Annotated in this window: 19 protein-coding genes; 10 read left to right on the top strand and 9 right to left on the bottom strand. The window is 63.7% G+C overall.

The window, feature by feature from the left end; genetic code table 11:
• Positions 1-23: 23 nt before the first annotated feature.
• Positions 24-1,619 carry an ATP-dependent DNA ligase gene (locus ACFRAU_RS15115; protein ID WP_378000522.1) on the top strand — a complete coding sequence of 532 codons (1,596 nt, stop codon included), beginning with the start codon at positions 24-26 and terminating at the stop codon, positions 1,617-1,619.
• A gap of 289 nt (positions 1,620-1,908) precedes the next feature.
• On the opposite strand, the gene ACFRAU_RS15120 is transcribed toward ACFRAU_RS15115, so the two are convergent.
• Both ACFRAU_RS15120 and ACFRAU_RS15125 read right to left on the bottom strand, forming a co-directional pair.
• A complete protein-coding gene (locus tag ACFRAU_RS15120) occupies positions 1,909-2,046 on the bottom strand; it encodes a hypothetical protein (RefSeq protein ID WP_378000523.1) in 138 nt (45 codons plus the stop codon).
• A gap of 1,947 nt (positions 2,047-3,993) precedes the next feature.
• A complete protein-coding gene (locus ACFRAU_RS15125; protein ID WP_377994652.1) occupies positions 3,994-4,395 on the bottom strand; it encodes a hypothetical protein in 402 nt (133 codons plus the stop codon).
• Positions 4,396-5,022: 627 nt separating this feature from the next.
• Between ACFRAU_RS15125 and ACFRAU_RS15130 the strand changes: the two genes are divergently transcribed.
• Both ACFRAU_RS15130 and ACFRAU_RS15135 read left to right on the top strand, forming a co-directional pair.
• Positions 5,023-5,997 (top strand): DUF4862 family protein, encoded by a 975-nt coding sequence (locus tag ACFRAU_RS15130; RefSeq protein ID WP_378000524.1) that lies wholly within the window; start codon positions 5,023-5,025, stop codon positions 5,995-5,997.
• 610 nt (positions 5,998-6,607) lie between these two features.
• Positions 6,608-6,880, top strand: a complete 273-nt coding sequence (locus tag ACFRAU_RS15135) for a substrate-binding domain-containing protein (RefSeq protein ID WP_378000525.1) — start codon at positions 6,608-6,610, stop codon at positions 6,878-6,880.
• Positions 6,881-7,536: 656 nt separating this feature from the next.
• Here the strand turns inward: ACFRAU_RS15135 and ACFRAU_RS15140 are convergent.
• Entirely contained in the window at positions 7,537-8,541 is a 1,005-nt protein-coding gene (locus ACFRAU_RS15140) for an MFS transporter (protein WP_378000526.1), read from the bottom strand.
• 159 nt (positions 8,542-8,700) lie between these two features.
• Positions 8,701-8,997 (bottom strand): hypothetical protein, encoded by a 297-nt coding sequence (locus ACFRAU_RS15145; protein ID WP_377994629.1) that lies wholly within the window; start codon positions 8,995-8,997, stop codon positions 8,701-8,703.
• A gap of 211 nt (positions 8,998-9,208) precedes the next feature.
• Here ACFRAU_RS15145 and ACFRAU_RS15150 point away from each other — a divergent pair, with 211 nt between their 5' ends.
• Both ACFRAU_RS15150 and ACFRAU_RS15155 read left to right on the top strand, forming a co-directional pair.
• The gene (locus tag ACFRAU_RS15150; RefSeq protein WP_378000527.1) at positions 9,209-9,655 is read left to right on the top strand and encodes a Rieske (2Fe-2S) protein; all 447 of its coding nucleotides are present in this window, start codon (positions 9,209-9,211) and stop codon (positions 9,653-9,655) included.
• Between the two features lie 427 nt (positions 9,656-10,082).
• On the top strand, positions 10,083-10,715 hold the full coding sequence (locus ACFRAU_RS15155) for an MBL fold metallo-hydrolase (protein ID WP_378000528.1): 633 nt from the start codon (positions 10,083-10,085) through the stop codon (positions 10,713-10,715).
• A gap of 235 nt (positions 10,716-10,950) precedes the next feature.
• On the opposite strand, the gene ACFRAU_RS15160 is transcribed toward ACFRAU_RS15155, so the two are convergent.
• From ACFRAU_RS15160 to ACFRAU_RS15170, 3 genes are all read right to left on the bottom strand, one after another.
• Positions 10,951-11,214, bottom strand: coding sequence for a hypothetical protein (locus tag ACFRAU_RS15160; RefSeq protein ID WP_378000574.1), 264 nt, complete (start codon positions 11,212-11,214; stop codon positions 10,951-10,953).
• Positions 11,215-12,592: 1,378 nt separating this feature from the next.
• Positions 12,593-13,816: a multicopper oxidase domain-containing protein gene (locus ACFRAU_RS15165; RefSeq protein WP_378000529.1), complete on the bottom strand. Its 1,224-nt coding sequence runs from the start codon at positions 13,814-13,816 to the stop codon at positions 12,593-12,595.
• A gap of 682 nt (positions 13,817-14,498) precedes the next feature.
• Positions 14,499-15,422: a LysR substrate-binding domain-containing protein gene (locus ACFRAU_RS15170; RefSeq protein ID WP_378000530.1), complete on the bottom strand. Its 924-nt coding sequence runs from the start codon at positions 15,420-15,422 to the stop codon at positions 14,499-14,501.
• A gap of 106 nt (positions 15,423-15,528) precedes the next feature.
• Here ACFRAU_RS15170 and ACFRAU_RS15175 point away from each other — a divergent pair, with 106 nt between their 5' ends.
• The 5 genes from ACFRAU_RS15175 (at position 15,529) to ACFRAU_RS15195 (ending at position 21,039) form a co-directional block, all read left to right on the top strand.
• Complete coding sequence (locus tag ACFRAU_RS15175) at positions 15,529-16,773, top strand: CaiB/BaiF CoA transferase family protein (RefSeq protein WP_378000531.1); 1,245 nt, start codon at positions 15,529-15,531, stop codon at positions 16,771-16,773.
• 66 nt (positions 16,774-16,839) lie between these two features.
• Positions 16,840-18,045, top strand: a complete 1,206-nt coding sequence (locus ACFRAU_RS15180) for an acyl-CoA dehydrogenase family protein (protein ID WP_378000532.1) — start codon at positions 16,840-16,842, stop codon at positions 18,043-18,045.
• Between the two features lie 61 nt (positions 18,046-18,106).
• On the top strand, positions 18,107-19,330 hold the full coding sequence (locus ACFRAU_RS15185; RefSeq protein ID WP_378000533.1) for a thiolase family protein: 1,224 nt from the start codon (positions 18,107-18,109) through the stop codon (positions 19,328-19,330).
• Complete coding sequence (locus ACFRAU_RS15190) at positions 19,330-20,136, top strand: enoyl-CoA hydratase/isomerase family protein (RefSeq protein ID WP_378000534.1); 807 nt, start codon at positions 19,330-19,332, stop codon at positions 20,134-20,136. The genes ACFRAU_RS15185 and ACFRAU_RS15190 overlap by 1 nt, the downstream gene beginning before the upstream one ends.
• Positions 20,137-21,039 carry a 3-hydroxyacyl-CoA dehydrogenase family protein gene (locus ACFRAU_RS15195; RefSeq protein ID WP_378000535.1) on the top strand — a complete coding sequence of 301 codons (903 nt, stop codon included), beginning with the start codon at positions 20,137-20,139 and terminating at the stop codon, positions 21,037-21,039. It begins immediately after the preceding gene.
• Positions 21,040-21,070: 31 nt separating this feature from the next.
• Here ACFRAU_RS15195 and ACFRAU_RS15200 read toward each other — a convergent pair whose 3' ends face one another.
• A complete protein-coding gene (locus tag ACFRAU_RS15200) occupies positions 21,071-21,904 on the bottom strand; it encodes an NAD(P)-dependent oxidoreductase (protein ID WP_378000536.1) in 834 nt (277 codons plus the stop codon).
• 19 nt (positions 21,905-21,923) lie between these two features.
• On the bottom strand, positions 21,924-22,337 hold the full coding sequence (locus ACFRAU_RS15205; protein WP_378000537.1) for a carboxymuconolactone decarboxylase family protein: 414 nt from the start codon (positions 22,335-22,337) through the stop codon (positions 21,924-21,926).
• Between the last annotated feature and the right edge of the window lie 99 nt (positions 22,338-22,436).

The following is a 22,436-nucleotide window of genomic DNA, read 5'->3' on the forward strand; positions in this document are numbered from 1 at the left end:
AGCGGCCGTGACAGACTGGTGCCATGCTGCTCGACGTGCTCGTGAGGACCTTGGAAGCCGTCGCGGCCACCCGCTCCCGGCTGGGAAAGGTCAAAGAACTTGCAGACCTGCTGCTCCGGCTCGAGCCCGCGGACATCCCGACGGCGGTCGGCCTGCTCACCGCAAAGCCTCGCCAGGGCCGAGTCGGGATCGGCTGGAGCGCCTTGCGGGCGTCCAGGGGCGAGCCCGCTCCTGAGCCGAATCTCACCATTGCCCACTTCGACGCTGCGTTGGACCGACTGCAGGCAGCCGCAGGCGCTGGCTCGACCGTGGAACGCGCCGCCACCCTTCGGACTCTGATGGCGGAAGCCACCGAACGAGAGCAGGCCTTCATCGCCGGCGTGCTGCTCGGAGAACTTCGTACCGGTGCACTCGAAGGCGTACTGACGGATGCGGTTGCCCGCGCCTCCGGCCGGCCGGTCGAGGCCGTACGCCGCGCAGCGATGCTCTCCGGCGATCTCGGCGGGACCGCCCTGCTGGCGATCACGGGCACCGCGGCCCAGCTTAACGCCGTCGGCCTCGTCGTCGGGCGTCCCGTGCAGCCCATGTTCGCCGCAACCGCGGCCAGTGCCAGCGAGGCGCTGGAGGCGACGGGGGAAGCGTCGGTGGAATACAAGCTCGACGGCGCACGCATCCAGGTTCACCGTGCCGGCGACGACGTGCGCATCTACACCCGCACCCTGGCCGAAGTGACCCACCGGCTGCCTGAGGTGGTGGAGGTGGTGCGCGGACTGCCCGTGCGCGATGTGATTCTCGACGGCGAGACTCTAGCCCTGGACGAGGACGGCGGCCCCCGGCCGTTCCAGGAGACCATGTCCCGGTTCGGGGCGAACGCGGCACGCACCACGCTGCTGCATCCGTGGTTTTTCGACGTGCTGCACATCGACGGGCGCGACCTGCTCGACGAGCCGCTGTCCACACGCATCGGCGTGCTCGAGCGCATCGCCCCCGGTCACCGCATCCCGGGGAAAATCACTGCGGATGCGGCTGTTGCCGAGAGAGTGTCGCGCGATGCGCTGGCCGCCGGCCATGAGGGTGTGGTCGTGAAGGCGGTGGGCTCGGCCTACGCCGCCGGCCGGCGGGGTTCGAACTGGATCAAGGTGAAGCCGGTGCTCACCTACGACCTGGTGGTGCTCGCCTGCGAATGGGGGTCAGGACGGCGCACCGGGCTGCTGTCGAACCTGCACCTCGGTGCCCTGGACCCTGTTGGCGAGTTCGGCGACCCCGGCGGCTACGTGATGGTGGGCAAGACTTTCAAGGGCCTCACCGACGCGCTGCTGCAATGGCAGACCGAAAGGTTCCAGGAGTTGGAGTTGCGGCGGTCGGCCGGTACGGTGTGGACCGAGCCGGTTACCGTGGTCGAGATCGCCATCGACGGCGTCCAACACTCTCCCCGTTATCCGGGTGGAATCGCCCTTCGGTTCGCACGCGTCAAGCGCTACCGTGACGACAAGACGGCCGGGGAGGCCGACACCATCCAGACGTTGCGCGCTCTGCTCCATACCCCACGGGGCGGAAAGGTATCGCCGGCGCCGGCGGATCCAGATTTGGGAAGAGACGCCCCACTCCGGCAAAATTGATGGTTTAGCGTTTTCCGTGCAGGTGCGTGCACGGGCTTCAGATCTCAGCAGGGGCGAAGGTCCTGACGACCCGACGCTCGTCACGTGCCGAGCACTCTGGTCAGGCCCTGGCTGAGGATCCTTAGTTAGGATATTGCTTAGATGAAGGCAAGCCGGGTCAACGGCGCGATTCTCTGGGCAATTCTGCAATTGTTGTTCTAGCTTTTACCAATCCCATTCACCACCCGCTGGCTGGAAGAGCCCGGGTTCGTGCAGATCCTACCCTTTTAGGGTTGGGGATGCGGTCGGTTTAGTCGGCAGGGCGGAGCTGGGACCGGACCACGACAATCCCCGGACCGTAGCGCTTATCCATCGCCTTCTGCAGCGACCCGTCGTCGTAGGGAACGAACCGGAAGAGGTAACCGTTTTCGACCAGCGTGTCTGCCACGGGTCGCTCCGTTTGCCATATCTCGCGTTGGATTTGCTGCAAGCGCGCTTTGGTTCCGGCGCCAGGGTTGCGGGGATCCTGTCGAGGATCCGGTTCTCCCCATGATTCCTTGGACGAGATGCTTCGTGGGGGTCTTGTGACGGTGAAACTGGTTCCGTCCCAAGACCCGTGGACCACGAAGTCTCCGTAGGTTACGTTAGCCACTGTCTCTTCGCCGTCCGCCAGTGACCAGTCCCAGCCGCGGAGAGGCGGGCCAGTGCATAAGGGCGGATCGGAGGTGGCGATGCCACCCATACAGAATCGAGGCAGCCCGGTTCCCTCCTGACGCACCAACCCGCGGCCCACAAGCTCTCCAGGCACGGCCGTTGTGGACTGTTGCTCCCTAGGACCTGGCGGCAGTTCGCCGGCAGGTGGCCGGGGCGGGGTACAAGCTGACAGCACCGCCGAGAGCACGGCAACGACCGCGCAGCCAACAAGCCTTGGTCTCATAGGAACAGTATCGTCCGGCCATGGTTATTCAACATCAGCTTCAGGACCAAGAATCGTGTACGCAGTCCGATGGACAGCCCCGGCCTCTGCCAGCCAAAATCCTGACCGGTAGAACATATGTCATAGGGTGCGGGGACAGCCGGTGCGGCGGAAGGGATCAGGTCCCGACAGCGCTGGGATACCAAACAAGCCAAGCAACGATTAAACGACAGCTAGAACCAGCGGAAGTGGCATGACGTTGACGCTTCATCAAGGCGTGCTGTTCTGGCCGGGGATCGTCCTTGTGGCCGTCAGTTGCTGGGTATTGGTTAGGGCGATACGGCGCGGACCTGACGCTCATACGCTGCAGGACCGAAAGAGGACATTTAGGAGAATTGCGCTCTTTTGCGCGACCGGGGCCATGTTATTTCTTGGTCTAGTTCTTGTTGGCTGAGGCCTGCAGCCTCCAGTCGCCGCCCGTGTCGACGTCTAGTGCATTCTGCTGGACAGCTAGGACCGTCCGTTGGAGATTTCCATTTAGCAAAGAGGCAGCTCCGCGGAACGGATTATTGTTGGCTCTGGTGAAGAGCTTAATGGGAGTCCGATATGAATCGGCGGGATAAGGAGCGTCGCCGAGCCGTGCGGCGCATCTTCGTTGATACGGACCTTGCGGACTTGGGGTTCGGGGGTGTCGCGTTCCCTGTACACGAATATGACACCGAGGCGGACTTGGCCATGTCCTGGCTGGCTAATGGACTTTCTCCAGCTGAGGTAGCAGCAGGCGTTAGTCGCTACATTCAGACGAACTGGGGCGTCCCCGTATCCGATCGCAAAGCAGAGCAGCTTGTACACGCTCTTGCTCTGCTCCGTTCGAAGCCTGAATGGCAGGACCAGGAGTCTGGCGAGGAACGCTTTGTCCCGGTCGGCGTTCCAGAAAGAGCAGTGGACGCTCCGATCCAAACCTGGCTACAGCGGCCGTCCGCGGCCTTCCCAACCTGCCCTAACCGCCTCTTCCTCATCCCAGAACGGGCCGTCGTGATGGCGGACGCGCAACAGGAACGCCAGGTACATTGCCGACAAGACCACCATTGCTAACGCCAGGTACACGCCCACGTCCCAGGTGTGCCCCAAGCTGAAATTAATGACTAGTGCCACCATTTGTATCGCGAGCAGGATCAGCCACAGGACGAATTTGAAATCGAAAGGCCCCCCGAGTCATCTTGGGCTGCAGTCTCCTGCGCGCCCCCGGCTCTGTCATGTGAAGAGGCTACAAGCCGCAGCACAAGATTGAAACGGGCGTGGGTACCTCTCACTATCCGGCGTGCTTCGTGCTGCGTGTCACCCAGGCCTACCGCCGCGAAGACGGCGAGTGGAGGGTGGCACACCGGCATGGCGACACGGTGACGGAGTGGCCGGCTGAAGGCGACGGCTGGCCAACTGGCCCACGGCTGAAAAGTACGGCGTTGTCCTGACGGAGGTCTATGTCCGGTTCAGGTCAGAGCCGATGTCCAACAACCAGGTCCTGTCATTCCACCGAAGTGCGAATTCAACGTCCGCTGGGCGCCCGGATGAGTCCTGGGTGCTTACCCGCACGGCGACGAATTCCGGGGCGGCCTCGGACGAATAGGACGTGGAGTATCCGGAGTCTTTCACCCCACCCCAGTCCGAAATCATCATCTGCGCGTACCCGTCGGCATACTGCGGGCCAGGCTGAGAAAGTTTGATTAGCTGGTCCTTGTCCGCGGCGTGCAAAGCCTGCATGACCGATGAGACGGTCGCATCGCGTGCACCGAGATCCGGCTTCGGCCCGTTCATGCAACCAGTCGAGACCAGCAGAATAAGACATGCCATAACGGTCGGGGCCAGAAAACGGATCTTCATTTCCCGATCCTATAGTTCCTGTCTCACCAAGGACATTGCTGACTGGTAGCTAATAACCCGCGTAGACTCGCCCCGACGACGAGAGTCCGGGGGGATGGATGAGCTCTTCGACGGCGCATACGTGCACAATGTGCGGGCTGCAGACGTCGGCTGCAGGGAGGCCACGAGCTCCGCTTCGGCGTCTGGGTCGCCGTCCACCCGCACGACATTCAGCGGGTCGCCTCTGTCTGGAACGCCCCGAGTAAAGCGAGCTGAAGCTCAACGGCTACCTGGCCAACAGGATCGGGCCATGGGGTGTGTTTGCCATCCCGGTCAATGTTGCTGTGCTGAGCCCGGAATCAGGCCCAGCGCCTCAACCCGCCGCACGAGGCAAGTCGCGGCCTGGAAATCACTAAGCATCATCATGGCGTTGCAGCCCCCTTCAGATATCTCACCGCACAAAGAATGAAGACTGCAGGATCAAGTGCCCGTTAAAGGAGCGGGCAACCCGGCACAGAGTCCCAGGCCATACCACCGCCAGGAAACGGGCGTCCCTCTGGATCTCCACACGGCAGGAGGGTGCGGGAAGCGTCCTGTCCAGCGGGACGCAACTAGGGGGTCTCGGGGGAAACGGGAAACATAGAGGCCATGACTTCGCCGCGACTCTCAGATTTTTCTGGCTCACAGGAAACGAAATCGACCAAGACGGTCATCGTCTATTCCGCCTATAACGCGGCCCCCGTCGGCCTCACCGAGGACAACGAAGCCGAGGACCTTTGGTACGCGGCCCTCAGGTCGGACTCCCGCATCGGTGGCCTCGAGCTGCCAGTGTTCGGCGGCCAACTCCACCCACGTGGACTAGCCAGGTTGAGCAACCTTCTCGATCCCGGATGGTGCAACACGGTCAGTGCGATGTCAGTCACGCTGACCGCCACGAAAACCGACCACGGCTATGGCTTGGCCTCGGAGGATCCCGCCGGCCGCGAGCGGGCCCTAAGCGACATCGCGTCAGCCCGGATGGAGACCCTCCGTTTACAGGAACGGCTTGGGCGGACTTCGGTGCGCGCCTTTGCGCTACAGTCAGCTCCGCGCGCCGACCGCTCCAGCGTGTCTGCTTTCACCGACTCCCTCAGCCAAATTGCCTGCTGGGACTGGGGAGATATCGAACTTCTTGTCGAGCACTCGGACGCTCTGGTACCAGGCCAAGCGCCACAGAAGGGCTATCTGACCGTCGAAGAAGAGGTGGTGGCCGTACAGTCGGCGACCTATTCAGGAGGTCCGCGCATCCGACATCTCGTTAACTGGGGCAGGTCGGCCATCGAGGGACGCAGCGCGACGACGCCCTTTGAGCACATCGAGAAACTCGGCGACAGACTGGGTGCATTCGCTTTCTCCGGCGCGGCCCCGGTGGCGACTGAACGCAGCGCGGAATGGGAGGACGTACATCTCGGCCTCGCATCAGACGAACCAGGGTCACTGCTCGATTCAGACGGCGCCCGCCGACTCCTGGCCAAGCTTCCCAATGAGCTTTCCTATATAGGAGTCAAGACGGGTGCGGCCGTCGGCTCCCGAGGCACGGAACGACTTCACCTCGGCCTTTCCATGCTTGACACTCTTTGCTGAGTCCCATGCACGTACGCGGATTGGCGTGGCGCAGCCCGGGCGCGAGAGCCCTGGGGCAACGCCAATCGCGGGCTATACAAGGTTATCCACTTGAAGCTCGTGCGGTCTGGGGTCACGAAGCCGGCCTTGTCGGAAAGAAGAAATGTGGTGACGTTCGCGATCCCCTCCGGAGGACTTCCTTCAGTGCGGTGGGCCAGCAGCGGTGGGCCAGCAGCGGCGTCTCAGCGTAGCCGGGCCGCTCGCGTTGACGCGCAGCCCCGAGATCCATATTCAGCCGCATCGTTCTTGGTCAGGCTCACAACGCCGTGCTTGGCCGCGGTGTATGCGGCATTTTCCGGGACAGCCTCCTCATTGGCCCCACGCCTCCCGGAATTGATTTTCCCCACGTCGAAAACCACCCGCCAGGTGCCGGCATGGACCAATGCGTCCATCACCTCTATGCATTGGGCCACCGCCAAATCGCCACATCGGCGGGCCGCCCTCCAGGATCCAACCAAAGATCCGCACTGAAGCGTTCCTCGAAGCCATGGCGTCCGTGGGGCTGAAGCCAGTCTCGACAATTTCAACTGACTAAACCACCGGCGCTGCAGTTTCCGCAACCAAACGCGCCATGGCACAGACGAAGGCGCCAACAGCATTCATATATCGGTCGGACCTGATGGCAATGGCAGGCATGCACTACCTGCGTGGAACCGGCGTCGAAATCCCCCGCGACGTTTCCGTGGTGGGCTTTGACGACCAGCGGGTGGCCGAGTACATGAACCCAGGTCTGACTACTGTGGCCCGCAACAGCACCCAACGCGGCACGCACGCAGCGACCGAACTGCTCAGGCTGCTAGGGGTGGATCTCCCCGGGCCCGGACCCTCGACGCTCCGCGCCTGATTGTGCGCGGCTCAAGCGGCCCAGCCCCGAACGATAAGGCCTCGGCGGAAGGACGGGCGAAGCCATAGCCTGCACAACATGGCGGCCTTAGGGACGCCATCGTCGGGACATGCTCGCTGCTCCCGCCTACAGTTGCCCCCACGCCATGGTCCCCTCCCAACTACCGGTCGTTGTCGGAGCCCATCCGCCCGACCGTCACCGGCCCGGAACCCGTAAAACACCGACACCCTGAACCCCACGGCGCGACCTGCCGAAACTGCCCGCCCCGACGACGGGCGACGGCATCAAGAAGGAAGGATCTTGAGCGAAGCAGACGGAACTGGACGAGACTGTAGAAACGATGCCCCGACGGGACCTGATCGCCGCGGCACGGGACTTCTTCAGCTCGGCCTTCCATGCTTGACATCCTTTGTTGAGTCCGACGCAATGTTGGCGGACTAACGAAACGGCGGTGTAGCCGCCGTCGACGAGTATGTGGCCAGCCGGTCACGGAGCTGGCCTTCCGGGCGTGTTGGGGCAGGTACGGCTGGGAAACCTTGATCCCTCAGGTTTCCCAGCCGTTGCACGATCACAACCGTGCGTTTCATCGATGGTAGCGAGCCAATCGAAGAACTCTAGGGCTCCTTAGCTTGCTGCCTGTTGTGTGGCCCGGGAGGTCACGAGAGCCAAGCAGGAGGCCAGGAGGAGGACTGCTGCGCTGCAGGCGAACGTGCCGGCATATCCGATGGTGTCGAACAGGAGGCCGCCGACGTGGAGCCGAGTGCGATGCTTGTCTGGACGACCGCCACCATGAGTCCGCCGCCCTGTTCGGCGTTGTGCGGCAGGGCCTTGGCGATCCAGCTCCACCAGGCGACTGGTGCCGAGGTTCCCAGCAGTCCCCACAGTCCCAGGAGAACCACGACGGCGACGAGCCAGGCGCCGAAAGGAATCAGGGCCGCCGCGATAAGAGCCATCAGGGCGGGAATGACAGTTAGCGTCCTGTACAGGCCGGGTCCGAGGAAGCGGCCGATCAGCGCAGTGCCGGCAAAACCGCTCACGCCGAGGACGAGCAGCACGAGCGATATCGCGGTCACGTCGATCCGGGTCACCGTCTCCAGGAACGGGCGGACGTAGGTAAACAGGATGAACTGGCCCATAAAGAAGGCGCCGCAGGCGGCCATGCCCCACGCGACGGGCGGTTCGCGGAGGGCCGTGAAGATCGTGAAGATGTCCCGGACCCTCCCCGAACGCCGGGGAGCGGTAAGGGACGGCAGACTGAACCACAGCCAGGCAAGGCAGAGAGCTGACACCGGAACCAGGCAGAAAAATGCTCCCCGCCAACCAATGATCGAGCCCAAGTAGCTGCCCAAAGGCGCTGCCAACACGGTAGCGAGGGCGTTTCCGCCGTTGACGATCGCGAGGGCGCGGGGCACCCGAGCCGCGGGCACCAACCGTATCGCCGTGGCAGCTGACATTGACCAGAAGCCGCCAATCACCACGCCGATGAACGCCCGGCCGATCATGAAAGGAAGATAGCCCGGAGCCAGCGCGATCAGGGCACCGGAGAAGCCCATCAGCGCTGTCAGCCAGATCATCAGGGTTTTGCGGTTGATACTGCCGGCCAGGGTGATGGACAGCAGCGTGGATTTTCCGGACCCTGAGGGGCCGCGGAGACCCCACACCGCACCGGCTGCTCACGTCCGGCATGCCTCATAGGCCGCCGGTCTGTCAGCCGTTCGGCTGGCGCCCGAGGTATGGCCGCAGGGACCTCGTGGGATCTGACCTCGCTCAGTTGCGGGAGGCCGCCTGCAGAACACCCCGGCAGGCCGCCTCCCGAATGGTTAGGGCATGATCTTGTACAGGTCGATGACGGTCTCGTCCGGGGGTGATGTGAATCCGCCCTCGATACCCGCCTGCATGCGCGGCATAAGGATTTCGTCGCGGAATTTCTCCCAGCTTTCCTTCGAATCGTGGACTGCCATGATCGTCCAGCCACCGGCTGAAGGACCTGCGGCGTGGAACGTCTGGCCGTCCGGCAGGAGCCCCTCTCCTGGATGAACGGCGGCAATTGAGGCTTCGTATTGCTCCTTGGTTCCTCCTGGGAAGAAGTGCACGATTCCGTATGGGGCGGCGTCCATGTTTGCTCCTTTGCTTGTATGGACGGGTGGTGGACATGCCCAGAACTAGACCTCACCGATAGGGATGTCAAGATACTTTCGGTCAACCTTAATCGGGCCCCGGAACCGTCGGCGGCATCGCCGGCGGTCGAGTGGTGTGGGCGCATGTCGGGGCGTGCGGTGTTTTCACGGACCGCAGCATATATTCAGGCGGAGTTGACATGATAGCTCCATGGATTCTGAAAAACCCGCGGCTAGACGGTCTCTGCTGCTGGGTACGGCTGCCGCGGCGGGCGGCGCGCTGGCCCTGTCCGCCTGCTCTGTCTCACCGTCGGGCAGCAGCGCCGTCCCGGCGGATCCCGGCGCTTCGGCTCCATCTGGCCGTCCCTTCCGGATCGGCAAGCTCAGTGACGTAAATGTTGGCGGCTCCGCCACGGGGAAAGCCAACGGAAGGACCGTCGTTGTTTTCAGACCTGAGGACCGCCAGGTCGTGGCATATGACGCAACGTGCACCCACGCCGGCTGCACGGTGGCGCCGGCCGGTACGAACTTTGAATGTCCCTGTCACGGCTCCACGTTCAACGGATCGGACGGCAGCGTCATCAGCGGGCCGGCGCGCCGTCCTCTCCTGCGCCTGACCGCCGCGATCGACGGGGACTGGATCACGGTCGTTGCCTGACACCGGATCGAGGAGAGGAGGCCAGGAACAAGGGCCTCGTTTTCGCGGCAGCTCTCAGCCTTGCGGTGGGTGCTCGGCGACGACTGGGACAACTTGGACAGGTAATACCCTCCGCAGCCCGACGATTATCGGCTAGACAATTCGATCGGCCGGGTTGACTACAGTCAGGCTGAGTCTCCAGCTTATTTACGAAATTTCCCTTAGCCGCGTTACGAAACGCCCGCGGGAGGGCCGTGAAAGGGCCGTTTTCAATAACGACGCTGAATCAAACGGTCCGGCGCGCCGAATCAGGATCCCTGGCTCCGGTGCATGCTCGACGGACGCCTGGGCGGATGGGATTCTGGACCTGGGCAGCAGACGGGCAGCCTCGGCTCGTCGGTCTGTGGCTCCCGGACACGTCGAGGCAATCTGGAACTGAGGTAAAGAAGTGAATTCCACTGCTGCAATCCCTGTCACCGCCGTGCGCGTGGCCGAGCTGGTTCCCGAAGGCGAACCGATGCCGGTCTACGTGCACGTCATTGACCACCCCGACGCGCGCGTCCTGGTCGACACCGGCATGACCCAGCTTCATCCTGCCGTCGCGGACATGGACCCCCGCCTTTACCCGTTGGAGGAACAGGACTTCGACATCCAAAGTGTCGACATCGTCGTCAACACCCACCTGCACTTCGACCACTGCGGAGGCAATCACCTCTTCGCGGGCAAGCCTATCTACGTGCAGCGCCAGGAACTCGACGACGCCCGCAATCAGAATGACTACACCATCCCTGAATGGGTGGACCCGCCCGGAATGCACTACGTTCCGGTCGACGGCGAGTTGGAAGTCCTTCCCGGACTACGACTCCTTTCAGCGCCAGGGCACACGCGGGGCTCACAAGTCGTTGTCATCGACGGAGACGAAGGCCCGACCGTCATCGCCGGAGACACGGCAGTCTGGTTCGACGAACTCGACAATCCCCGCACGGAGGGCCAGCTACTGGTTCGTTCTCTGAACCCTGCAATGGTTTGGCTCGCTCACCAGCACAAGCCATGGACACTAGAAGTCACAGCCCCTCGGTGAACCATCACCGGGGAGTGAACTTAATTGCCGACGACTGCCCGGCCAGCTTGGCGGAACGGGCTACGACGTCGCAGCGAACCCAACGCGGTCTCATTCCTGGCCCGGTGCGGTCAGGAGACGGTGATGGTCGGCTACCCGAAGGCACACCTCCGGGTCGAAACCGACGGCGCCGACGACATGGACCTGTTCGTCCTGGTGCAGATGCTCGACGCCCACGGAACTCCGCTGCAGGCGTTCACCGTACCCAGGAACCAACACCGGCAGGCACGTCATCCACTCCGGTGGTCAGCACGTCTCGTACCTGCAGCTGCCCATCCGGGCCCTCAAGCCGCAGCGGAAACGCCCGGAGGACGCCAAACGTGAAGAACACCGACACGAACGCAACCATGGAATCCGCGCCGGAACACTCGGTGCGCCTCGGCGAAGACACACGCTGCTCGTCATCGTCTGGAACATGCTCCACGACGGAGTCGCCCATGACGAACCCGGCATCGATCATAACGACAAAACGAACCCCGAACGCGCCAGAAAACGCCTCCAGCGCCGAATTCTCGCGCTCGGATTCGAGCCCAACCTCATGCCTATTTCCGCAGGGAGGTCACCTTCGTTTTCTTAGTAGACCGAGGGAACCTGATTTGCGGTTCAACACAAATTCCTTAGATAAACCTTGGGGTCATCCCCTCAGTTCTGAGCGCTACCGGGACCATTTGCGCCACAGGGCCCCGTGCGCATCCCAAGATCCAGGGGCAAGACTATGTCGGTCCTGAAGTTGAAGGTGCCGCGACCTGAGAACCCGGGACCGGCCGGGTCCAGTACGCACTCCCCCAGCAGCGCTGGGCCCGGCAGCACCCCCCACTGAAGTGCTGCTGCTCACCACCGGAGAGGAAATGCAGCAGACAGCCCCGGAGGGCGATATCCGGGCTTGCATCCAGCATGCACCAAGGAACCCATGTGCGAGTTGACTGTCCGGCTAACCGAAGGTGTTCGCGACACTTCGAAACCGGCCCGCCGGGCCTGGCGTCACACTGACCCCCGCGCATTCCGACCGCGCCCCCTCCAGGCGGGTCAGGTTTCCTGATCAGCGGCCCTTGCGCGCCGGCTTCGGAGCTTAATCAAAAGTCGAAGGGGGACGACGCGAGGCTCACCGCCCAGATCAACGTAGCGACGAATGACCTGTCAGAAATGCCGGTGCCGGGCCTGCCCGATTAAGGGCCATCCGTGCTGCCGGCGCCGTCGACCTGTTGGCTGTCGCCATAGTGGGGCCAACTCCTGTCGATCGGTCCTCGCCCACCGCCTACCCCGTCTCCGACTCCCCTTCAGGAGCAGCCACTTCGCCGCTGAGGACGACGCCATGCAGTGGGCTTAATGAGCAACTCATCAGGCATGGACCGACGGCGTCTGGGGCGCCGGGTCTCCGAGGCACCGCCGTCGGCACCGCCCTGTCCCCAAGGGTTTTGCCGCCACCCATGCTGGAGACAGCTATACGGTTGCAGCCAGGGGTTGGGAAAAGGTGGGGGCAGCGGCTCGAGCGCTCCCTGATGCAACCGCCCAGATAGAGCCTGGGGGCAGGCGAGCTCCCCCTGAAGGTTCAGGTCGCCAACCTTCCGGGGGAGCTCGGGGCCGCGCCTCCTCACCCCGCGCTGGGTTGAAGAGGTGGGGGCAGCGGCTACTGCATGGCACCGCCGGAGACGTCGGTGCCACATGGACGACGCTAGCGGCCCGGGAGCCACGCGCGCTTGGCAGGCGCTGTGGCAGGACCTCAACCGCTCCGGCCCAGGCGGCTATTTTGGTATGGGTGGTGGCATACTCCCCCGTTCGAAATCCGGGTGAAGACAGCAAACGCCCATTGACTCGTAGCCAGCAGAGCCCGGAGGTGCCTAGTGCCCCGCGGCGTGGGCGGGAGCTGCCTCGGTTACGGCGCCTTGGGTGCCGTCGGCGTTGAGGACCCGGTAGCGGGTGATCATGCCGGCGCTGATGTGGTCGTTGACGTGGCAGTGGAACAGCCAGGTTCCCACGTCGTCCGGCACCATGTCCGCCACCACCATGCTGGCGGGCAGGAGGTTGACAACGTCGGTCCGCATGCCGAGAGCCGTCACCGTGTTGCCGTGCCAGTGCGGGGTGTGCAGGTCCACCTCGGTGCCCATGCCCATGAGGTACCAGCGGACGTGTTCGCCCTTCTTCATGGTCATGGTTTCGATCGGCTGGTTACCGAAGACGTAGCCGTTGATCGAGTGCATCATGTTGCTTTCCTGGAAGCCTTCGTCATCGGTCTTCACCGTAGAGGGCTTGCCGGTGAACTTGTCGATGTTCTCCTGCAGGTACGGGCTGTTGTTTTCGTTACTGACCTTGAACTGCAGGAAAAACTCGCGGTCGACGTCGTTCGGGGTGCCGTCAGTGCGGGCGTTACTGGCCCTGGTGATCACCATGGGGCCGACCAGCCCGGAGTAGTCGTCCGCCACCTCGTCGGTGTGCGAGTGGTACATCCACATCACGGAGCTGCCGTCCATGGGGCCGGGACCGGCCCGCTCCGGGACCTCGTAGCTGTAGGTGTACGTGGCACCGGGGGCCACGCCGTCGTCGTTCTTCGCGGCGCCGGACGTGTCGTCCGCGTACGGGGCGCCTTCGCTGCTCTTGTCGTAGAACACGCCGTGGACGTGGACCGACGCCGGCCGGTCCAGGTTGTTCTTGAACACCACCTTGATGGTGTCCCCGACGACGCCGCGGATCACCGGGCCCTGGAAGCCCAGGTGCTCTTCGGCCGGAGTCCGCTGCTTGAGGGTCTTGAACGTGGCGTCGGTGTAGGCCCGGTAGAGGGACTTAATGTATGTGCTGCCGATCCGGTCCGGACCCTGTTTGGTGAACACCGACGCCTCCGGGTCGAACGGTTCACCCGTGATCTGGTTCTTGCCCGTGGGGGCGTAGTTCCACTCCACCTCGTCCGCGGCGATGTAGTACGTGCGGGCCTGCGGCACGTAGGCGGTAGCGGTGCTGACCCTGGCGGTGGCCGTTCCCGATGCCAGGAACAGCGGCGCCAGCGCGGCCAGGATCCCCAGCAGAATCGTCCCGATGACCCATACCGGCGGGACCGATTGAGACCGCACCTTCAAAAATCCATGGTTCTCCATGGCGTTCCTCCCCTGATTTAGTTGCCCGCCGCAACGGCCGGCCCGAATGGCACGAAGTTAGGGGTGTCCGCTTGTGAAATTCTTGGGGGCTTCATACGGGTGGGCCGCCCACCACCCAGTTGGGGGAAGGCCGGGGAAACAGCGCAGGGTTTTCCCAACCGGCACCGGAGATGGATGGAGCTTCCCCGCCTGTCCCGGAAATAGGCCGTCCGCCACCCACCGCCGCATAATACCGCGCCCCCCGGCTCCGGTGGCTTCACGACCCATCCTGCTCGACTGCATCGGCTTACCGGACTAAAGAACGCATGTGTCCCGATATGGGCAAGATCCGGGCGCCAGCGCCTACGTGCACTGTTGAATCCCATGCCAATATCCACGCATTCAGCACGGTCTTGGGAATCCGCTCATGGGCGACTATGAAGGCCGATGACGGATAAGGCATGGCGTACGGCGATACACCCCCCCGACCGGCCCGACGGAGGCGCGTCCCGGCAGCCAGGATCCCGGAAGGGAACCAAGGCTGCCGAGAATACCTGCGCGACTCTCCCTGAACGGAGCCCATCAGATATGGTCCGACAGCCGCCGGAAACGGCGATTACTACCTAAAGACCCGAGTAATTGCTAGTGCTGCAGCGGTTAGTCCACCGGATGCCCGGGCTTAATGCTCTACATCAGCGTGACTGACAAGAGCTCGGCTGGGCCAGACCTGTTCCGCAAGCGAGAGGACTGGAGGGAGGGCAGGGTTGTCCGAGTCTCCCCGCCAGGCCATCCGCAGGTAGATCGGTAGGGTCTCGTCGAGGACCCGTATGAATCGCACGTGTGGATCAGTGACATTTTCTGCAACCGAGGAAACCGTCAGGGAACATCCCACTTCGGCCCCGACCAGAGCCATTGCTGTCCAGGAGTCCGGCGCCCTTTGCACGATGTCAGGATCAAACCCTGCACCTAGGCTTAGCCGGCGCAGGCGGTCACCCAGTACGGACCCTTCATGCGGGGGAAGCGCGACGAACGGTTCCCCAGCCAGTTCCTCGATGCGGATGTCTTCCCGGGAGGCCAGTCGGTGAGATGCCGGGACGGCCATGACGAGGTGTTCTTCAACGACGATGCGGGATGTGACACCGGCGGGCACAAAATCCCAGCGGCCGAGACTGATATCGACTTCGCCTCGGAGAACGCGGGCGAGGGCAGGGAGCGCGAAGTCCTGACTGTTCAGGCGAACTTCTATCCCAGGGTGGATCTTCCGAACTTCCCGGGCGAGTACTCCCACCAGTACGTGGGTTGATGCGCCGGCGTAGGCGAGCTTGACCACTCCCACTTCCCCGCGGCCAGCGGCAAGCGCGCTGGCTCTTGCACGCTCCGCTGCGGCGAGGATCTCGCCGGCTGATGCCATCATGGCCACTCCCGCCGCGGTGAGTTGAACGCTGCGTGTGCTCCGGATGAAAAGGTCAACCCCAAGGTCTCTCTCGAACTGCCGCACTATCCGGCTGACGGGCGGCTGGGCCATATGGAGTCGGGTCGCCGCCCGGCCGAAATGCAATTCCTCCGCCACGGCGAGGAACACCCGCAGTTGCTGAATCTCCATTCCCCCATTATTGCAGAAGTATCAATAATCTGGCGCTCAATAAGTATTGGACGCGCTGTAATCACCGATGGGATAGTGAAAACGAACCCCCTATGGAAGAGGACCCATGACATTGCAGAGCAGCAGCGCCGCTCCCCCGGCTCCGGGGGCTGCCGACGACCGCCAACCCGGCCACGCACGCCGGGACGCCTTTGGCCGCGAGGTGAGCGGCCCTTTGGCCGGAATTGTCATTGCCGACTTCAGCCGGGTCCTCGCCGGGCCGTATTGCACCATGCTCCTGGCGGATATGGGTGCCACAGTCATCAAGGTCGAAAGCCCTTCCGGCGATGAAACCCGGGCATGGAAGCCCCCGATCTATGACGGCCAATCCACGTACTACCTGTCAATCAACAGGAACAAGAGGTCCATCGCCCTGGACTTCGGCGATAGCGACGAAATTGAGACGGCAAGAGACATTGCTGCGGGCGCCGACGTCGTCATTGAGAACTTCAAGCCTGGCGGGCTTGACCGCTTCGGCTTGGACTATGCGTCTATCGCTGAACGCAACCCCGCCGTAATCTACGCGTCCATCACCGGGTTCGGCTCCGCCGGCGGAGCAGCCCTGCCGGGCTACGACCTGCTCGTCCAGGCCATGTCCGGGCTCATGAGCCTCACCGGGGACCCAGACTTTCCTGCATACCGTTCCGGTGTTGCGGTCTTTGATGTCATCACAGGACTCCATGCCGCCATTGGCGTGCTGTCAGCCCTGCACGAACGCAGCCAGAGCGGCCGCGGACAGCGCATCGAGGTGAACCTGATGTCATCGGCCCTGTCAGGCATGGTTAACCAGACAGGCGGATTCCTGCTCAGCGGAAACGTGCCCACCCGCATGGGCAACGAACACCCCAGCATCTACCCCTATGAACCGCTCCCTACGTCAGACGGGGAAATTGTCCTGGCCATCGGTAACGACCGGCAATTCCGGACGCTTTGCAACTTCATTGGCGCCCCCGCACTCGCCGACGATCCCCGGTTCACCACACCCCCGGACCGCAGCCTCAACCGCTCGGCACTGCGCCCGATCCTGCACGACCTGCTGGCTGTCAGGACCGCCTCAGAGTGGTTCGACATCTTCACCGAGGCACGGCTGCCATGTGCTCCGATCAATGATGTCCGCGGTGGGATTGATTTTGCCCGGCGCCTGGGACTGGAACCGGTAGTGGAAGTGGGCGCCGGTGAAGAAACCATCCCCGGCGTCCGTAACCCGATCACCTTTTCAGCGACGCCCGCCAGCTACGACCTCGTGCCGCCAGGCATCGACGCAGACCGAGGGGACATCCTCCAGTGGCTGCAGTCGTCGCCGCAACGCTAGCCCTCTCCCGAAGCGGCCACCCAACAAGCAACCAGCACCCGTCCGCGGAAACATAAAGGACCTGTCATGACCACCACTGCAACTGCCCGCACCACCGTGAACTCCGACTACTTCAACCTCGACGACGAACTGGGACCCGAAGAGCTGGCAATCCGCGACAAGGTCCGCCGGTTCGCCGAAGAACGCGTTCTTCCCGTCATCAACGACTACTGGGAGCGGGCGGAGTTCCCGGACGAACTGCTGCCCGGCCTCGCGGACCTTGGCATCATCGGAACCTATATTCAGGGCTACGGATGCCCGGGGATGAGCCGCAAGGGCGCGGGAATGGTCGCGCGCGAAATGGCGCGGGCCGACGGAAGCATCAACACCTTTCTGGGAGTCCACTCCAACCTCTGCATGGGCGCCCTGTACATGCTGGGCAACGACGAGCAGCGGCAGCGCTGGCTGCCTGCCATGGCCCGGCTGGAGAAGACGGGCGCGTTCGCCCTCACCGAGCCGAACCACGGGTCCGACACAGTGGCGCTGGAAACGAGCGCCCGCCGCGAGGGCGACACCTGGATCATCAACGGCCACAAACGCTGGATCGGCAACGGCCACGCGGCCGACGTCGTGGTCCTGTTCGCCCGCAACACCGAAGACGGCAAGGTCAACGCCTTCGTCGTCGAAAAGGACGCGGCCGGTAACCACCCGGCCGGCTACAACCCCACCGTCATCACCGGCAAGATCGGCAAACGCGCCATCATGCAGGCCGACATCGTCATCGAGGGCATGCGGATCCCGGAGACCAACCGGCTTCAGAACTGCAGGTCCTTCGCCGATGTCTCCCGCGTTCTGCAGGCAACCCGCGGCGGCGCCGCATGGGAAGCCGTCGGCCACGCCATGGCCTGCTTCGAGATCGCAGCCGATTATGCCGCCAGGCGGGTCCAGTTCGGCAACCCGATCGCCGGCTACCAGCTGGTCCAGCACCGGCTCGCCAACATGCTCAGCGAGCTGACCGCGATGCAGCTCATGTGTAATCGCATGGCTGAACTGGCCGAGAAAGGCACCCTGACCAACGCCATGGCGTCCATGGTCAAAATGGCCACCGCACAAAAGGGCAAATGGATCTGCAACGAGGCACGCGAACTGCTCGCCGGCAACGGCCTGCTGCTCGAAAACCATGTCGCACGCCACCTGACCGACATGGAGGTCGTTTCCACCTACGAGGGAACCGACTCCATCCAGGCACTTCTCGTAGGCCGCGACATCACGGGCATCTCAGCCTTCCGCTGACCCGGGAACGCGTCCTGCCTCAGACCCTCTCCCCAACCAAAATTCCATTAGGAGCTTTTCCATGCCCGAAGCATTCCTCATCGGCGGTGCCCGCACCCCCGTCGGCCGTTACGGCGGCGCCCTCAGTTCCGTCCGCCCGGACGATCTGGCCGCCGTGGCCGTCCGCGCCGCCGTCGAACGCGCAGGCCTTGACCCGGCCGTCGTGGACGAGGTGATCCTCGGCAACGCCAACGGTGCCGGTGAGGAAAACCGCAACGTTGCACGCATGGCCTGGCTGCTCGCCGGCTTTCCTGACACGGTCCCCGGCGTCACCGTCAACCGCCTCTGCGCCTCCGGCCTCAGCGCTATCATCATGGCCTCCCACATGGTTAAAGCCGGCGCCGCGGATATCGTGGTTGCAGGCGGCGTCGAATCCATGAGCCGCGCGCCGTGGGTCATGGAGAAACCCGACAAGCCCTACGCCAAGCCCGGCGCCGTCGTTGACACCTCCATCGGGTGGCGGTTTCCCAACCCGGCCTTCCTCTCCGGGGAACTCTCCCGCGACGGCAAGGCCACCTATTCCATGCCGGAAACCGCTGAGGAAGTAGCCAGGGTGTACGGCATCTCCCGCGACGACTGCGACGCCTTCGCCGTCCGCTCCCACGAACGCGCCCTCGCCGCCATCGAATCCGGGCGCTTCGCCGACGAGATAGTCCCCGTCACGGTCAAGGGCCGCAAGGGCGCCGAAAGCATCGTGGACACCGATGAAGGTCCCCGCCCCGGAACGTCCCCGGACGTCCTCGCCGGCTTGCGCCCAGTGGTTAAAGCCGGTTCAGTCGTCACCGCGGGCAACGCGTCCACGCTCAACGACGGCGCCTCCGCCATCATCGTCGCGTCCGAGTCCGCAGTGCAGAGGTATGGCCTGACTCCGCGCGCACGCATCCTCGACGGCGCGTCGGCCGGTGTCGCCCAGGAAATCATGGGCATCGGCCCGGTTCCCGCAACCCGCAAAGTCCTGGAACGGACGGGCACGGCGGTGAGTGACCTGGCCGCCGTCGAGCTTAACGAGGCTTTCGCCTCGCAGGCCCTGGCCTGCATGCGCGAGCTCAAGCTCGAACCAGACATTGTGAACAACGACGGCGGCGCGATCGCCTTGGGCCATCCGCTCGGCTCCTCCGGCTCCCGCCTGGTCATCACCCTGCTTGGGCGGCTTGAACGGGAAGCCACCGGCGGCCGGAGGCTGGGCCTCGCCACCATGTGCGTCGGCGTCGGCCAAGGCACGGCGCTGCTGCTGGAAGGCATCTAATGACAGAGGTAATGGACGACGCCGGCACCCGACTCGGTGCCGGCAGTTTCGGAACGCTGCTGGTAGAGGAATATGAGGACCGTTTGCTGGTCCGGCTGCACCGGCCCGAAGTCAGGAACGCCATCGACCAGCAGATGGTGGACGAACTGCACCATGTGTGCGCCTACTTGGAGCGGACGCCCAGGATCCTGATCCTCTCCGGCACGCAGGCCGATCCGGCAACGGGCGCGAAGGCCATCTTCGCCTCGGGCGCCGACATCGCCCAGCTCCGCGAACGGCGACGCGACGACGCACTGGCCGGGATCAACTCCGGCATCTTCGACCGCATCGCCAAGCTTCCCATGCCGGTCATCGCAGCCCTGGACGGGTATGTCCTCGGCGGTGGTGCAGAACTGGCGTATGCCGCCGATTTCCGCATCGGCACCGACGCCGTGCGGATGGGGAACCCCGAAACGAACCTGGGCATTCTGGCCGCCGCTGGCGCCACATGGCGGCTGAAGGAACTCGTTGGGGAGCCACGGGCCAAGCAGATCCTCCTCGCAGGCAAGGTGCTGACCGGGCAGGAATGCCTGTCGTCGGGTCTCATCACCGAGCTGGTTGGGCCTGACGAGTTGATGGACGCCGCGCATGCACTGGCGGACTCCATCGCGGCGCAGGATCCCTTGGCGGTGCGCATTACCAAGTCCGTATTCCATGCTCCCCGGGAAGCCCATCCCGTCATCGACACCGTTGCCCAGGGAATGCTCTTCGAGTCCCAGGCCAAGTTCGACCGCATGCAGGCATTCCTCGACAGGAAGAAGAAGTAAATGACCAGCCCCCTCTCTGAAGCAGCATCTGACGTGCAGTCCCCCGAACCTCCTGCCGGACTGCCCGCACGGGTTGGCGTCCTGGGCGGTGGCCGGATGGGTGCCGGCATCGCCCACGCGTTCCTGGTCACGGGCGCCGACGTGCTGGTGGTGGAGCGTGACGGGCAGTCTGCCGAGGCTGCCAGGGAACGGGTGGAGTCCGCGGCGGCCAAAAGCATCCAGCGCGGCGCGACCGACGCGAACCTGGAAGAAATGGCCTCGCGGTTGACCGTGAGCGTGGACTATGACGCGTTCACAGACCGGCGACTGGTGGTGGAAGCCGTCCCGGAAGATTGGAACCTGAAGGTAGCATCGCTGCGCAGGATCGAAGACCGGCTGCAACGGGACGCGTACCTGGCGTCCAACACGTCGTCGCTGTCGGTCAACGGACTCGCCAAGGAATTGAAGCGGCCCGGCAACTTCCTGGGCCTGCACTTCTTCAACCCTGTACCGGCGTCCACCCTGATCGAGGTGGTGCTGGGCGAACAGACCGCACCGCAATTGGCTGCGGAGGCGAAAAGGTGGGTGGAGGCTCTCGGCAAGACCGCCGTCGTCGTCAATGACGCCCCGGGGTTTGCGTCCTCGCGGCTGGGCGTGGCAATTGCACTGGAGGCGATGCGGATGGTGGAGGAAGGCGTCGCCTCGGCAGAGGACATCGACAACGCCATGGTGCTGGGCTACAAGCACCCCACCGGGCCGCTGCGTACTACGGACATCGTCGGGCTGGACGTGCGGCTGGGCATCGCCGAGTACCTGCAGTCCACCCTGGGCGACCGGTTCGCCCCGCCGCAGATCCTGCGCGACAAGGTGGCGCGCGGCGAACTCGGCCGCAAGACCGGCAGGGGCTTCTTCGACTGGAACTAAATCAGCATGAGGCTGACGGCCCCGGGTCCCTCTACAGGACCCGGGGCTTCTTTCCCATGGAGTCGAACAGCTGGGTGGAGGACAGGGCGTTGAAGGGCATGGCCACATTGTGCTCTAGGCCCTTGAGGTGGGCGGCCTTGAGGTCCTTCAGCAGTACCGCCAGGGCGGTGTCCGCGGTCCATTCCGAGACGGAATCCCAGTTCCGGGCCACCCAGCTGTCGCCGGTGCTTGCCTTGAACAGGTTCAGCAGCTCGTCCTGTGGCAGGTTGTACTGTGCACCGAACTTGAGCCCTTCGGCCACAGCGTTCATGGTGATGCCCAGGATGAGGTTGTTGACCAGTTTCGCGGCCTGGCTGTTGCCCGGTTTGTCGCCGTAGTAGAAGGTGTTGGATCCGACGGCGTCGAAATAGGGCCGCGCCGCATCCACCTGCTCCTCGGGACCGGAGGCCATGATCGAGAGAGTGCCGGCCTCGGCACCGGTGGCGCCGCCACTGACGGCGGCGGCGATCAGCTTCGCGTAGCCGTTTTCCTCCACCTGCCGGCCCAGTTCGTTCATGGTGTCGGGGTCCAGCGTGCTCATGACGATGATGGTGACGTTCTGGGGGCCGGCCGACAGCAGCCCGCCCTCGCCGAGGATGACGTCCACGTTCTGGGCGTAGTCGCGGACCATGGAGACGATGGCGTCGTCGGCCTTTTCGGCCACTTCCGTCAGCGATTCTGCCACTGTGATTCCTGCGGCTGTTGCTTTCTCGCGGGATCCCGCGAAGGCGTCGTAGCCGATGACTTCGAAGCCGGCCTTGTTCAGGTTGACCGCCATGGGAAGTCCCATGGTTCCGAGTCCCACGAAACCGATTTTCTTACTCACGATGAGTTCCCTTTCGCTGTCAGTTGGTGGCGGCTTCGGAGGTCATGCCGCGTTCCGCCATGACCTCCTTGACCAGGGTCAGGCCGTTGAGGACGCGAGGGAATCCGATGTAGGGGATGCACTGGATCAGGGCGCCGACGATCTTTTCCTTGGTCAGGCCAACGTTGAAGCCGACGTTGACGTGCAGCTTCAGCTGGACCTCGGTGCCCAAAGCGGCCAGCGTGGAGATGGTCACCATGGTCTGTTCCTGCTGGGTGAGGCTGTCCCGCGAGTAGATGTCCCCAAAGGCGAAGGAGACGATGTAGTCCGACAGTTCAGGATCGAGTGCCGCGTAGGACTCCACCAGCTTGGCGTGGTCGAAGGTGTTGTTGTGTTCGGTGGAGACGAGTTCCATCATGCGGTCCAGTCCGCGCTGGTAACGGTCAGTGCTCATGGTGCTGCCCTTCTAGGCTTTGGTGTGGAGTAATTGTTGGGTAGCATTAATAAAACGCTACGTTGCGTTTCAATATTAGCACTCAGCTTTTGTGAAGCG

Source organism: Arthrobacter sp. NPDC056691 (assembly GCF_042791415.1).
In the GTDB taxonomy this organism is placed as follows: Bacteria; Actinomycetota; Actinomycetes; order Actinomycetales; family Micrococcaceae; genus Arthrobacter.

Excerpts from the sequence above, each read along its gene's own strand:
- ACFRAU_RS15115 (WP_378000522.1), top strand. The coding sequence starts at position 24 with ATGCTGCTCGACGTGCTCGTGAGGACCTTGGAAGCCGTCGCGGCCACC.
- ACFRAU_RS15125 (WP_377994652.1), bottom strand. The coding sequence starts at position 4,395 with ATGAAGATCCGTTTTCTGGCCCCGACCGTTATGGCATGTCTTATTCTG.
- ACFRAU_RS15130 (WP_378000524.1), top strand. The coding sequence starts at position 5,023 with ATGACTTCGCCGCGACTCTCAGATTTTTCTGGCTCACAGGAAACGAAA.
- ACFRAU_RS15135 (WP_378000525.1), top strand. The coding sequence starts at position 6,608 with ATGGCACAGACGAAGGCGCCAACAGCATTCATATATCGGTCGGACCTG.
- ACFRAU_RS15145 (WP_377994629.1), bottom strand. The coding sequence starts at position 8,997 with ATGGACGCCGCCCCATACGGAATCGTGCACTTCTTCCCAGGAGGAACC.
- ACFRAU_RS15150 (WP_378000527.1), top strand. The coding sequence starts at position 9,209 with ATGGATTCTGAAAAACCCGCGGCTAGACGGTCTCTGCTGCTGGGTACG.
- ACFRAU_RS15160 (WP_378000574.1), bottom strand. The coding sequence starts at position 11,214 with ATGATCGATGCCGGGTTCGTCATGGGCGACTCCGTCGTGGAGCATGTT.
- ACFRAU_RS15170 (WP_378000530.1), bottom strand. The coding sequence starts at position 15,422 with ATGGAGATTCAGCAACTGCGGGTGTTCCTCGCCGTGGCGGAGGAATTG.
- ACFRAU_RS15175 (WP_378000531.1), top strand. The coding sequence starts at position 15,529 with ATGACATTGCAGAGCAGCAGCGCCGCTCCCCCGGCTCCGGGGGCTGCC.
- ACFRAU_RS15180 (WP_378000532.1), top strand. The coding sequence starts at position 16,840 with ATGACCACCACTGCAACTGCCCGCACCACCGTGAACTCCGACTACTTC.
- ACFRAU_RS15185 (WP_378000533.1), top strand. The coding sequence starts at position 18,107 with ATGCCCGAAGCATTCCTCATCGGCGGTGCCCGCACCCCCGTCGGCCGT.
- ACFRAU_RS15190 (WP_378000534.1), top strand. The coding sequence starts at position 19,330 with ATGACAGAGGTAATGGACGACGCCGGCACCCGACTCGGTGCCGGCAGT.
- ACFRAU_RS15195 (WP_378000535.1), top strand. The coding sequence starts at position 20,137 with ATGACCAGCCCCCTCTCTGAAGCAGCATCTGACGTGCAGTCCCCCGAA.
- ACFRAU_RS15205 (WP_378000537.1), bottom strand. The coding sequence starts at position 22,337 with ATGAGCACTGACCGTTACCAGCGCGGACTGGACCGCATGATGGAACTC.